Source organism: Psychroflexus montanilacus, assembly GCF_020164535.1.
GTDB lineage: Bacteria > Bacteroidota > Bacteroidia > Flavobacteriales > Flavobacteriaceae > Psychroflexus > Psychroflexus montanilacus.
The window spans coordinates 520,725-533,414 of record NZ_JAIQZC010000001.1 but is presented as its reverse complement, the minus strand read 5'-3'; the positions used below and the strand labels follow the sequence as shown (position 1 = coordinate 533,414).

General features: G+C 35.2%; 12 protein-coding genes. 4 read left to right on the top strand and 8 right to left on the bottom strand.

What is annotated here, in order from left to right; genetic code table 11:
• Positions 1–26: 26 nt before the first annotated feature.
• Genes LB454_RS02520 through LB454_RS02485 form a run of 8 tightly spaced genes read right to left on the bottom strand, consistent with a single transcriptional unit; the run spans position 27 to position 6,880 of the window.
• A complete protein-coding gene (locus LB454_RS02520; protein ID WP_224462786.1) occupies positions 27–884 on the bottom strand; it encodes a DUF4138 domain-containing protein in 858 nt (285 codons plus the stop codon).
• A 34-nt stretch (positions 885–918) separates the two neighbouring features.
• Positions 919–1,836, bottom strand: coding sequence for a conjugative transposon protein TraM (traM, locus tag LB454_RS02515; RefSeq protein WP_224462784.1), 918 nt, complete (start codon positions 1,834–1,836; stop codon positions 919–921).
• Positions 1,837–1,875: 39 nt separating this feature from the next.
• Positions 1,876–2,484: a conjugal transfer protein TraK gene (locus tag LB454_RS02510; protein ID WP_224462781.1), complete on the bottom strand. Its 609-nt coding sequence runs from the start codon at positions 2,482–2,484 to the stop codon at positions 1,876–1,878.
• A gap of 11 nt (positions 2,485–2,495) precedes the next feature.
• Positions 2,496–3,338, bottom strand: a complete 843-nt coding sequence (locus LB454_RS02505) for a hypothetical protein (RefSeq protein WP_224462779.1) — start codon at positions 3,336–3,338, stop codon at positions 2,496–2,498.
• A 1-nt stretch (position 3,339) separates the two neighbouring features.
• Positions 3,340–3,915 carry a type IV secretion system protein gene (locus tag LB454_RS02500; protein ID WP_224462776.1) on the bottom strand — a complete coding sequence of 192 codons (576 nt, stop codon included), beginning with the start codon at positions 3,913–3,915 and terminating at the stop codon, positions 3,340–3,342.
• A gap of 4 nt (positions 3,916–3,919) precedes the next feature.
• Positions 3,920–6,322: a TraG family conjugative transposon ATPase gene (locus LB454_RS02495; protein ID WP_224462774.1), complete on the bottom strand. Its 2,403-nt coding sequence runs from the start codon at positions 6,320–6,322 to the stop codon at positions 3,920–3,922.
• Positions 6,315–6,593 (bottom strand): hypothetical protein, encoded by a 279-nt coding sequence (locus LB454_RS02490; protein WP_224462771.1) that lies wholly within the window; start codon positions 6,591–6,593, stop codon positions 6,315–6,317. The genes LB454_RS02495 and LB454_RS02490 overlap by 8 nt, the downstream gene beginning before the upstream one ends.
• Positions 6,593–6,880 carry a hypothetical protein gene (locus LB454_RS02485; RefSeq protein WP_224462769.1) on the bottom strand — a complete coding sequence of 96 codons (288 nt, stop codon included), beginning with the start codon at positions 6,878–6,880 and terminating at the stop codon, positions 6,593–6,595. Before LB454_RS02485 ends, LB454_RS02490 begins: the two co-directional genes overlap by 1 nt.
• Positions 6,881–7,659: 779 nt before the next feature.
• Here LB454_RS02485 and LB454_RS02480 point away from each other — a divergent pair.
• From LB454_RS02480 to LB454_RS02465, 4 genes are all read left to right on the top strand, one after another.
• Positions 7,660–8,214, top strand: coding sequence for a hypothetical protein (locus tag LB454_RS02480; RefSeq protein ID WP_224462767.1), 555 nt, complete (start codon positions 7,660–7,662; stop codon positions 8,212–8,214).
• A 154-nt stretch (positions 8,215–8,368) separates the two neighbouring features.
• Positions 8,369–8,725 carry a hypothetical protein gene (locus tag LB454_RS02475; protein ID WP_224462765.1) on the top strand — a complete coding sequence of 119 codons (357 nt, stop codon included), beginning with the start codon at positions 8,369–8,371 and terminating at the stop codon, positions 8,723–8,725.
• A 55-nt stretch (positions 8,726–8,780) separates the two neighbouring features.
• Positions 8,781–9,314, top strand: coding sequence for a hypothetical protein (locus LB454_RS02470; protein ID WP_224462762.1), 534 nt, complete (start codon positions 8,781–8,783; stop codon positions 9,312–9,314).
• Positions 9,315–9,339: 25 nt separating this feature from the next.
• A complete protein-coding gene (locus LB454_RS02465) occupies positions 9,340–12,663 on the top strand; it encodes a T9SS type A sorting domain-containing protein (RefSeq protein ID WP_224462760.1) in 3,324 nt (1,107 codons plus the stop codon).
• The last annotated feature ends 27 nt before the right edge of the window (positions 12,664–12,690 follow it).

Here is a 12,690-nt window from a genome sequence, read left to right as displayed (position 1 = left end):
ATTAAAGACAAACTGTTCTCGATATTCTAATTCGGGTTATTGATAAATCGATGTGATATGTTGACTTTCAAATTCCTCTCGCCATTGCGTTCGTTGAGTTCTAAAACGGCTCTGCGATCCTTTCCAAGTGAGAATTTAGGAAGGACGTAGATCAACTTGACGGTTTCATGGGCCTTTACTTTTGACGGTAAATTATATTTGAAAACTGGCTCTTTATACAAGTCTTGTAAGGACTTCTTTTTTCCTTTTTTTCTGGTTTCCACAGAAAATCTCAGGAAATTTAAATCATAATCCAAGCTGGATTTGTTTTTAATTTCAACTACAAAATAAAGCTCTTCCTGATCAAAAACGATATTCTCAACCTTCAAAACAATATCTTGTTTTCGTTTTCTGATTCGACCTATTCGTTGATTTCTTTTGATCAAATAGGAGCAGAAATTCTTATAGTAATAAGTTCGATTGTTTAATCGGTCTTTTTCCTTTGCTTTAGCAATCCTGCTTAGGACTGTGGACGTCTCATGACCGATACTGCTAGATGCTAGAATAAAGTAATTGAGTTGGTTAAGGTCTTTTTTATATCTAATAATGTAGGAAAACACAGCGCCATTTCTGCTGACAACCAAGAGGTTACTTTCCTTTCCTGGCTTTGCTTGTAGTAGTCCAAAGTATTGACCCTTTTCGCGATTATAGGTAAAGACAAAGTTTTCGGATCCTGTTATTCCCTGCCGGATGGGATCAGGAAAAAACAGAGTAACATTTTTGGTATCATTGGCATAAATGGTATCAAGCACTTTTTCTGTCTGATAATCAGTCTGTGATGTGCTATGCTTTGTTAGTAAGATGAAAAGTATAAATAGTACTGAAGTGATCATATTCGTTTTCATAGGTGTGGATTTTAAGTGTTAGTGTGATTTATAATTAAGGTTTTAGAATGACCTGGTAATTGTTGAGTACGGTAACTTTCACGTTTCGGTTATTGCGCTGAAATATGTTTTTAAACCCACTGACTTGTGGCATACCAGCAATATTGATATCATCTACCATATCTCCGATAACTTCAGTCGACACTTGAGCTCTAAAATTGTTTTCTACATAGACTCCTTCACTTCCGTCCTCAAGATCAAAGGCCTTAAGTTCCACAGGATGATTCTTGATACTATGAATATCAATCATGACTCTATTCGGCTGAAATTTTACAAATCCATAAACAGGAGTGTTTCTAGGGATGTATTCATTATGTAGTGTTACAGCCTTAGTCAGACGCATTCGTAATCGTGAATCAGCTTTAACCACCTGGTCACCGTCGACAACCGCATGAAGGATATCATCCATACTTCCAGATAGCTCAAACTCATTATTTTTAGGATCTGATGCAAAAAATAATTGGTGTTCCAATCCCATTTCTTTACCTGCTATTTTGAGTTCTTCTTTAAGTTCTACAGAATCAATTTGAGTGGAATTATCAACTCTCCGATCTCCTAAATTCTGATAGTTGATTCTAGAATATCTATTCTCCTCAGCATTAGAAATGCTATCCAGGAGTCGATCTTTTTGAAGATTAGCCAAATCTGAATTATAAAACCCAAGAGAGTCGATTAGCTTTTCATCATACACACTAGGAGCGTCACTTTCACGTTCCTCTTTTATGTCATTGATGGCCTCTAGTTTGGAATCGTATTTTTTTTGTTCTTCTTTCAATTCAGGGACAGCGGTTTCCTTAAGATTTAGATCCTGAGATTCATCATCACCCATGACCATGATAGAGTAGGAGATGATGAAAATGACAACTGTCATTAGGACGGCTGTAAATACGATTTTGTTTTTTTCTATTTTCATAAGCGTTGATTTTGATAGGTTATCTTGATTTATATTGTTTTATGGTTGAATCCTTTTCAGAGATTTTTCGAAATAATCGGTAATCAATAAACCGTGTGGATTATTTGGAAAATTTCGATCTATCTTCTTTAGCCGGCCAGTAGATACTAACTCATAACGATCTATCGTAGAGCCGCGATTGATCTCAAATACTGTGGTTGTCTGAAACGTATAGTCATCGTTTTGTTCTTCTATTTTGGAGTTGATGCTCATGACTTCTTGAACTAAGGAAAATTGCAATAGCCGATTATAAACTCCATTTGCTTTTTTTTGACGGTAAAGGTTGTCTACAGAACTATTGCCTAACCAAAGCGCCTTCCCTAAATTTTTCTCGTAATTGCTTGCATTTATATTATAGAAGTACCTATGAAAAAGCTCAAGATGCGCCAAGGCTTCCACTTTAAAATTTTCCTTTTGAGCGACTAATTTTAAGGGAATAATGCTTCCGTCTGTGTTGATTGCAAAAGCATTGTTCATTGCGCTTTTGTGAATTGAAAATGCTGTGTAAAGTGAAAATGAACTTGATATAAACGCAAAAGCAACGACAGCTATGACTATGAATCGATTCGTTTTTAAGACGGTATAAATATCTTTATAAGAAACTTTCATGCTTGATAGGATTAATTGGTGAATAGCCTAAGGGTGAATGAAGTAGCTCTTAGGTAGAGTTTGAACTTTAGAAAAACAATAAAGCCTACCGAACCTAATTGAACTACAGGAGCAAAAAAACCTTGCCCGACATCAGTTCCGAATAGATTTGACCAAAAATTTGTATTGATCTCAGTATAGAGTGCATTGACAAATACATTGACCAGGAAAAAGGCGGGCACTAACATGTAAACCGCTGCATATAACTTAAAAAAGGTATAGCCCAAGGATCTGAATTTTTCAAATACAGCCAGGCTGAGTACCAGCGGAAAAAAGGTTTGCATGATGCCTAAAAGAAAAAAGCGTTCTGCTAAAAAAAGAGGGTAAATGAATAAATCAAGAATCCATAACAAGATGCCTCCTACAAATGCTACTATTTTAAACCCGTATAAAGGAGTGACTAGAGCTTCATATAATAGTGTCATCGCGTTTTTGGCGGCATCTATCAAGTTGACATCTTCTTCAATTGGAATCTCCTGCATCTGGAGTGGGAGCAATGCTGGAGCAGTATCCCGAAATTGGGCTTCAATGGATACAAGGATGCTATCGAAAAATCCCAGCACCTGCGTGGAGAAAATAACTAAAATCACAACAGCAAAGTTTTTAACCAGTTCTGTTGGGCTTAAACCCCAAGTATACCCTTCTTTTTCAGTGACACCTTCATTGTATTTTTTAAGAATATTGATGAGGAAAAAGAGAACAGCAAGGGCTTTCATTCCTCCAATCGTGTATTGTGAGAAATCACTGTCTTTAATGGTCTGAAAAACAGCATCAACATATTCTAAACCAATCCCTAAAAATATTGCAGCAGTCATTTTAATAGGCGGTTTCTCTGTTATTGATTTTATCCTGCATTTTCCGAAAGGAAATAATATCTCGGTAACGTTTCGTTTTTAAGGTGATGTTCGACACCATTTCGACAGACTCTAATTCTTTTTGTTTTAAGACTCGTGCCCGTTCTGCATCACTCATTTTTAAGAAATCACTAGACAATACTTGATCTATAAAATCCATAGTCTCCAGAGAATTGTCTATGATGCTGTTGAATGAATTTGTGACCCTATTGATTTCTTCGGGCTTGATGTACGGTGAACTTAAGATGTCTTGCAGATCGCCTTGCATCACATTTATGAGACGCTGATTGTTTTGTCCAATTTCTCTTACAGCTCTTAATTGTCTGACTACCGTATTGACTTTCTCCAAGTTTTCTTTTTGTTGCTTTAAAAATTTGACTGTTTTAACGAGTTGTGTCGTTTGCTTGGCAGATTCTACTAGCGACTTTACTAAACTGACAAAGTTGGTGTTATCATAGACGGGCATTCCTTGAGCGGCTCCTTTTTCTGGCATTAAAAAAAAGAAGGCGATGGCGATAATTAGGAGTTTTGATTTCATGAGATTATAGTTTAGAAGTGAATACTTTTATGGCTTGCTCCATATCATTTGTCTTTTCGTAAAGCTTCATGATTTCTTCGTTTTCTTGTCCATCGGTTAAGTATGCAGCATATACCTCTTTGGGGACTTCAAGACGAAATACATTGCTTTCTTTACCGATTTTGATGAACATTTCCGTATACTTTCTTTTCCCAGAAAGCTGGTTTTTTATCGATTTCAATTGGTTCAAATCGTGACTGGTTAAATGAAGTCGTTTGACTAATTCTTCATAGCCTTTTTCATTGTTCAGACTATAAATGACTTGTGTGTTTTCAAGTATGCTCGATGAAGTAGAATTGTTAGGAAGTTGATTGATGGACTGTAGAATGATGCCTATGGCTCCATTTTGCTTTCGTATGGCTTGGTAGTAAAATTCAACGCTTTCTAATACGTTTTCAAATTTGAGCTGTTTGGCAAATTCATCAAATAAAATAATGCCTTTTTCAGCTCTATTTTTCCATATGGTCCTTTGTATGGCTGTCTTGATAAGCTTAAGCATCACGGATAATATCTCTTTGTTGTCTTTGACTTCGTCCAACTCAAAAACAATTAATCGCTTATCTTCTATTTTATAGGTTTGATCTTCGCTGACTTCAAACAAAAAACTATATATGCCATCTCCCACGTACTCTGACATGACGTGTAAAAAGCTGGTGATATTGAAATAATCTGGATGGATGTTGAGCCTACTTAGAAGGTCTTTCCTGTGTTGATCTATAAATCGATAAAACCCGTCTAAGGAGTGATTGTCCGCCGTATTTTCGTAATAATGACGTAAAATCTTTTTGATCGAAACCGATTCTGCTTTGGTTACTTTTAAATCAGAAGCAAACAGTTCAAAGAGGAAAACGGATAATTCCTCTAAACGCTCCGGAGTGAGATCCTTTGCTTCATTGATGTAGAACGGATTGATCCCCAGATTTTTTCCGCTTTCGTAGCGAAGCACAGTGTACTGCTCAGGATATAATTTAGCAAATTTGGTATAAGATCCCCCTAAATCAATAATAACCAGACGCACTCCACTCTCGAAATACTGCCGAAGGATATTATTGGCTAAAAAGGATTTCCCTTCACCTGTTGGCGCGAAAATGGCAAAATTCCTGGCCTTGATTCTTTTTTTATGCTCATCCCAGACGTCTTTTAAGACAGGAATGTTGTATTCTCTGTCATTGAAGATGATTCCTGTTTTATCAGATCTATAATTGCTATTATTGATATACAGACATAGAGCATGCTTTAAATCTGTTACGTATACATCATCATTAGAAAAATTAGATGAAAAACAGAAGTAACTGTTCAGGATGTAATTTTTTCTTTCTTTGCCTCTGGGGTAATAGGGGATAATGTCCAAGTCTTTGAATTCTGTTTTAATTTTTGAACTTATTCGATTGAGATCCTCAGGGCTTTTATCCCAGAAAATGATGTTGAAATGTCCTCTTATAATTCGGGCATTATCATCTGCATTGATTTGATCCAAAATGTGTTGAATCTTTTCAAGAACTATTTTATTATGTGATCCAAAATTGGAGCTTTTATGCAGCTCTTCTACTTTTTTGTCAAGCAGCTTGCGCCACTTATGCTTATCGTCCAAGTATAGTATTTGATTCACAATATGGTTCTCATTAAGCGTAAGCCCTAAGCCATCAACATAGCCTTGATGAAATATAAAATCATCTGAGGTGAATTTTTCATTAGGCTTGCTACTTTGTACACTTTCGCCAAAGCACAGTTCGCTGTTGATCGCCAGGGCATCAAAATAATTTTCTCCTATAGTCACGTGGTTATTATCAAGTATAATGTCAGTGTCAAAACCTTCATTGAAACCATTAAAATAGGTGTTTGTCAATTCTAGAATCTGCTCCTCTTTAAGAGCGGTAAAATTTAATTTTCGACTGTTGTTGATAAATGAAATGGAGTCATTGACAGAATTGATAAAACTCTTCAAGTTGCTTTCTAGCTCTATAACTTGATTATTTGAGACTTTGCAAAGGGGGTTGACATATTTAGGGTTATTGAGCGTTTTGTTTTTTGTGACTATGAAAAACAAATAACACTGATGATCGATATAGTCTCTTCCTCTAAAGTAGTCTCGTGTAGCTTTCTCTAAAAAAGTCTGATGCGGAAGTTGATCCGACGAAAAGGATGTTTTTTGATAAACATCTTGTTTATGGATAACCGTTCTAACCGGTAAAGATTTAAAGGCTTGAAACCAGGATCCGTGAATATCCTCGAAGTCTTTTTCAGATAGAGAATACACTTCCGGAAGATGTCCTTTATAGCAGAGTACTATATTACCATTGTTGGCAAAGACAATATTGTCCTGGATGTCAATTATTGGGTGAGCTGCTGATAAATTAATCTTATTCATAACTTAAGTTGGAGTTTCTTTTGTTGCTTATTGTTTTTGGAAAAGCCTTTCCTAGATGTAATAGCTGAGGTTTGTGAGCTATTTTAGTTAATACAACATATAAAGTAGTGTTCATAAGCAGGACACCGCTTAGGATGCCTAAACTAAATGAGAAGATGATTATCAGTAAGGATGCAATGATGGAAATCATCATTAAAGCAAATAGGGATAAAGGCAAACCAAAAATGACTGCTTTTTTTCTGATGTTTTTATATACTTTATATTTCTTCATTAGACGACTATTGTTACTAGGTAGGTGAAAATGCCAACAACAGCTCCAGCAATGAGGACAAAAACAAGTACGCGGGTTATCCCTTTCTTTAAATCCGCATTCTCTCCAAAAAAGTGTCCTGCATTAAATAGAAATCCTACCAGAAAAATGATACCTAGCAGAATAGGAAACACATTTCTAATCGTATTGGAAACATCTTGAACTGAGTTTTCAATTCCTCCAATTTGAGCAAAGAGAGCAGGGGAAAGCATCAACAAAATAATTGAGAAATAAACTGAATTTTTCATAGCGTTAAAGTTTAAAGTTATGATGTTTTTTAGCTTCTGAAATTTACATATATTTGAACATAAAACATTGAAAACCAATATTTTAAATAAAAAATAATAGTTAAGCTTAATTGAATTTATTTGATGGTATTTTGCATCAAATTCTATGGCTTTTTGGAGTTGGAATGATCAGAATTGATAATTTGAAGATCAAAAAAGAGCTCGAAAACGTCAATTTTTTGGTTGTGACCTATCAAAAATGATTCATTTTCTAGTAAGGATAGGATTAAATATAGGTAGAGGCTTTAAAATTTATTCTCTTTAAAGAAAAATTAAAATTCAGGTTTATATGAAAGAACTAGGAATAGAAATTATTAAAATTTTAAAATCAATATTGATTGAGTTTTACAAGACTTTAATTCAGAATATTAATAGGTTTTGAACAATTTATGATACAGTTGTCTTTTTGAATTAATATTTTATTCAATTAAACACCTTGACTTTAAAAAAATAAGGATCGTTTACAACTTGTATTGTCACAAATACATCAATGGAACCCTTAAACGTAAATACAACCCATAAAATCATTCACTTACTTTTTTAAAGTTCATAGAAAAGTAAAATGAGCTTACTCAAAATAGAAAACAAAGTTTTTCGATGCTTTAAAAATGTACGGTTTTCCCGTAGTAAAAGTAAGGTCAAACCGTAACTGTGAAAGAATTATTAAATCTATATTTATAATATTAATTCACAGATCATTAAAGTTGTTCAATCTTATTATAATCAAAAAACACTACGTCATGAAAAAGAAACTTTATACACTATTACTTTTATTCTCCGCCCTGGCTGGACTAGGGAGCTTATTTCTTTCCTGCGATAGCGACGACGACTCTACCAACTGCCAAGGCATTGATTGCCTACCACCAGCCACCACAACAGGAGAAGGTACTTTTGGTTGTTTGGTAAATGGTGAACCTTTTGTTGACAATTCTGGTGCCTTTAACTGCTTTTACCAATTGGTAGATGGGGAGTATTTTTTTAGCATATCTCCAAATTTTGAAGGTAAAAAACTTGTGGAACTTGATTTAGGGTCTAATGCTATTAACTTTTCTAACTCTCCAAATTTTATCATATCCGATTATTCAATAGGTAATGGAGGTGCTGCATTTTTTATTTCTGGAGAGGGTAGAAATATTCAAACGAATATGGAAAGAACAGGAATTTGTGACATTAATTATTTTAATAATGAAAATAACATTATTTCAGGCACTTTTGAATTTGAAATATTCGACGAGGTGACTCAGACCTTATACATAGTAACAGAAGGTCGTTTCGATGCAATATTTACACAATAATTCTAACCAAATACATTTAATTATGAAAAATCTTACTTACCTAGTTCTATTACTGCCATGTGTTTTGTTTTCTCAAATTAATGTTGACAATCAATGGAAAAACTCAATTAATCCAATTTTTCAAGATCTTGACAAAAGCAAGATATCATCTGGAATGTTGTTAGATTACGCTATGGAATTTACCGATGTAACCGCCTATAATGGTGTAATTACAGATACTACTGATGTAAACATCAATGTTGTTGGTGATATTTATAAAACCTTGTTTATGAGTAAATTGGTAGCAGATACAATGCATACGCCTTTATTCGATAGGTACGCCTATAATTGGGCTAGAGAACGCTTTAGTGCCACACAAGATAGTAGTGGTGTCTATATACTTACAGGTTTGCTTTATGAATACCAAAAGTTGAATCAAAATGCCTTATCACAAAATAAAATTAGCGTAATCAACAACAAGTATTATGATAGATATATCAATGGTAATTGGCAAAATCCTTGTAAAACTTAATCTTATAATAACATAAAAATTCTCACTTTTAAAAAAAGCATAAAACTAAAATGTTATGAAAAACATATCTATACTCTTTTTACTTTCTTCTCTTCTCTTTATTTGTTCCTGCGACAACGACGACGACTCACCCAACTGCCAAGGCATAGACTGCCTACCCGAAGCCACCCAAACCGGTGCTGGAACTTTTGGGTGTTTGGTAAATGGTGAACCTTTTTATGCTTTTGGTGGTGTTCAGTGTCAATATCAACTTATTGATGGTGAATATTATTTTGCAGTTGGCTTTGCCAGAGGAGATGGCTTCCCGGAATTAGTTTCAATTGAATCCAATCAAAAAGAAATACAAATGGGCATAAATCAATTAGCTGAAAGTGGTGAAGGTAAAATTTACGGAAAGGTGATATTTAATAGTAATGAAGAATTTTTAAATCGCACAGATGAACAAAATAACGGTTTTTTAGAAATTACAAATTTCGATATAAATAATAATATTATTTCTGGTGTCTTCGAATTTTCAATTCTTAATCAAGAAAATGGTGTAATTTATAATATTACCGATGGGCGTTTTGATAGTTTCTATGCGCAATAATTAATCAAGATAAAATCATATAACCATGAAAAAACTTTACCTACTTACCTTAATGTTATTTCCTAGTTTAATCTTTGCTCAATTAGAAATTGATACCGACTGGAAAACTGAAATCAACAACATCTTTCAATATTTAGACAAATCTAAAGTCAGCTCTGGCCATTTATTAGATTATGCTATGGAGTTTACGGATATTACTGCTTATGACGGTGTAGCACGAGACACCAACTATGTAGATTTGAATGTGGTGGGTAACATCTACAAAACTCTGTATATGGCAAAAACCAGTACAGACACCACCCACACCCCACAGTATCAAAAATTTGCATACGATATAGCACAACATGTCTATCAAAAAAACCTGATGGAAAAGAATAACATAGTGCTTTCAGGCTTACTTTTTGAATACCAACACCTGGACACCCTTGCCTTGAGCCAGAATAGAATTAGGGTCATCAATAACCGCTACTACGATAAATTTATCAATGGTGTATGGCAAAACCCTTATAAAACCAAGCGTACTATGGCGGTAGCACCATCTACCAACCAATCCAGTAGTAATACTTTAAATTTTATAATGCCAAGCAATTTATTCTTGAGTAATATTTCTAGTCAAATAGCCACTATAGAAATCAATTTTGATAATGGCCAAGGCTGGAAGCTCATTAACTTAGACCAGTACATTACTGTAAACTTTAGCGCAAAGAAACCTCAAGAATTTACAATTCGGATCATTTTGACCAATGGAGAAGAATTGATTTCAAAAACTAAATTCAAAATTAATAACCCAAATACCCTTGTGAGTCATACTATATCAAGGTCTTCTAATTCCCAACAAAAAGTACGTATAGATGAGGGTCTCCCTTTTACCAGTAGTTATATAGGGGCAGATTTAAGCATACGCAGAATGACAAGTAGCCAAATTACCAGACCACTAATTATTGTAGAAGGCTTTGATTCTGGACATATCACCGACCCAGCCGATGAGGATGGGGATACAAGTTTTAGTAGTTTTCGTAATGAGTTGGGTTTTGCAGGAGCTAATTTAGAGGAATTATTAATTGGAGAAACTCAACAATACGACATCATCTACGTCGATTGGATAAAAGGGACAGCCTCAATGGAAGACAACAGTCGTATCCTTAAACAAGTGATAGAATGGGTAAATAACGAAAAAACAGGTCTAGAACCCAATGTTATCCTTGGTCAAAGTATGGGTGGGGTAATCAGCCGTTATACCTTAGCCAAATGGGAGCAAGACGACCCTAACTTTAATCCAGCTAACCCAGAAGACACATCACCGCACGATGTACGTCTGTTCATTGCCCACGACAGCCCTATGCAAGGGGCAAATACACCATTGAGCATTCAGCATTTTACCAGACATGTTAAATTACAATACGTGCAAACGCCCTTAGCTTTTGCAACAGGAGAAGTGCTTTTACCCATAGCCTTTAATCTTGCAGAAGGCGTGAGTGATTTTATCAATTTACTTGGTGCTAACACTTCTGTAGATCCTTATAGCACTCCTTTAGCTGGCTTAGGCATACAAGACACACCTGCCGCAAGGGAATTAAATTACTGGTCTTTAGAAACTTGGAATCATACCCAAACACAAGATTATTACGACGTTTGGCAAACCAAATTAAACAATGTAGGTTATCCTCTCGCAAGCCGAAATGTAGCCATCAGTAACGGTAATGAGTGTGCAGAAGACCATGGCTTTAACCCAGGCGACTTACTTTTTAAAATTGACGATGTAGATAACCCAGACTTCTTTGGAGATTTACTCAACATGATAGGTGTCCCTCTCTTAAATGTTACACGACCACTCGATTTTGGTCTAGCTATTGTAGGTGCTATACCGGGCAGTTCAAAGTGGCGGTATAATTTTGATTTTTACGCAACGCCATTGCAAGGCACACAAGGTCAAATTTATAGAGGACGTATTAGGTATGAAAAAAGAGTGTTATGGATAGGTCCAAAAATAGAATATGACTTAACTAATAGGTCATTTGATTCTCCTTCATCAGCATTACCCTATGATTCTTATGCAGGAGGTTATTTTGATGTAAACCCTTATAAATGTTTCAATGTTAATGGTCAACTAGAATGCGATTTTGATTTTGCAATAGATTTACCTAGTCAAGTACCACCCATAGAAATTATCCATCGCCAATATGGTTTTATACCTACGGTAAGTGCTTTAGACATTGTAAAGACAAATGGAAATAATCCTGACCCCATAGATTATCTAAAAACTACTTCTGGAGGAATGATCCAAGACAATAATCTGGTTAGCAATTTTGATTCCTTTGTTGTTGATTATTTACCTAACAATAGAGATAACGATAATACAGATCCTAATAATCCGAATAATTATGATAACTCAAACAATAAACATATTTCGTTTCAGGTAAGAAACGGAAATTGGTTAGCAGATGAGCTAGAAGCTCAATCCCCGGCAGATTATCCTGTTTTAGAGAATTGTGGCTTTGGATGTACAGGAGTTAATATAACTGCACCATCACTACTTTGTACTTCAGCCACTTTCAGTGTTCCAGAAGGAGCAGATTCAGTGGAATGGACTGTGTCACCTTCCAATAGTGGTGTCTCTGTAACTTCTGGTCAGGGAACTAATATAGCTGTTTTAACTTTAACTGGGGGTTATTCTGGACAAGTTACTGTAACAGCCAATATGATGTCAGATGAATGTGGTGATGTGTTATCAAATCCGCTCATAATTTGGACGGGAAAGCCTGCAATGCCTAATCCAATAGAAGGTCCTACCTCAGTAAATACTGGTGCTTTGGTAAACTATCAAAGTGGAGGATCCACTGGGGCTACTTCTTATGAATGGTGGCTTCCATTTCCTTATGAGTCCGTTCCCGTTTTTAATCTCTTTGGACAAAACTGGCAAAAATTGTCGGGAGCAAGTTCATCTTCATCTATTCAAGTCTTTACGGGTTATGCTGGTACTAGTGGAAATGTTCAAGTGATGGGCAGAAATAGTTGTGGGATTGGAGGTGCCAGAATATTAAGCGTTAGTCATGGTGGTAGTGGCGGACATATACCAAGACCTGCTGGAGAAGAAGAATATAACTTTGTTGCTTACCCTAATCCTTCTAGAGATTTACTAAATGTTAATGCGATAGACACATCTAAAAATAATGGAATTTATACCTCTCTAAGTGGTGGCCTTTATGATTTAAATGGAAAAGAAGTACGCTCAGTGAAATTTTATAATGATAAATCTATGATTGACACTAATGGGTTAAATAAAGGCGTCTATGTATTAAAAGTGTATTATGACAATAAAGTTGAAACTCATCAAATTATTGTGGAATAAGATATTGAAAGAGTTGGATAAAGCGTA

Excerpts from the sequence above, each read along its gene's own strand:
- traM (WP_224462784.1), bottom strand. The coding sequence starts at position 1,836 with ATGAAAATAGAAAAAAACAAAATCGTATTTACAGCCGTCCTAATGACA.
- LB454_RS02475 (WP_224462765.1), top strand. The coding sequence starts at position 8,369 with ATGTTGTTAGATTACGCTATGGAATTTACCGATGTAACCGCCTATAAT.
- LB454_RS02480 (WP_224462767.1), top strand. The coding sequence starts at position 7,660 with ATGAAAAAGAAACTTTATACACTATTACTTTTATTCTCCGCCCTGGCT.
- LB454_RS02465 (WP_224462760.1), top strand. The coding sequence starts at position 9,340 with ATGAAAAAACTTTACCTACTTACCTTAATGTTATTTCCTAGTTTAATC.
- LB454_RS02510 (WP_224462781.1), bottom strand. The coding sequence starts at position 2,484 with ATGAAAGTTTCTTATAAAGATATTTATACCGTCTTAAAAACGAATCGA.
- LB454_RS02520 (WP_224462786.1), bottom strand. The coding sequence starts at position 884 with ATGAAAACGAATATGATCACTTCAGTACTATTTATACTTTTCATCTTA.
- LB454_RS02485 (WP_224462769.1), bottom strand. The coding sequence starts at position 6,880 with ATGAAAAATTCAGTTTATTTCTCAATTATTTTGTTGATGCTTTCCCCT.
- LB454_RS02495 (WP_224462774.1), bottom strand. The coding sequence starts at position 6,322 with ATGAATAAGATTAATTTATCAGCAGCTCACCCAATAATTGACATCCAG.
- LB454_RS02505 (WP_224462779.1), bottom strand. The coding sequence starts at position 3,338 with ATGACTGCTGCAATATTTTTAGGGATTGGTTTAGAATATGTTGATGCT.
- LB454_RS02490 (WP_224462771.1), bottom strand. The coding sequence starts at position 6,593 with ATGAAGAAATATAAAGTATATAAAAACATCAGAAAAAAAGCAGTCATT.
- LB454_RS02470 (WP_224462762.1), top strand. The coding sequence starts at position 8,781 with ATGAAAAACATATCTATACTCTTTTTACTTTCTTCTCTTCTCTTTATT.
- LB454_RS02500 (WP_224462776.1), bottom strand. The coding sequence starts at position 3,915 with ATGAAATCAAAACTCCTAATTATCGCCATCGCCTTCTTTTTTTTAATG.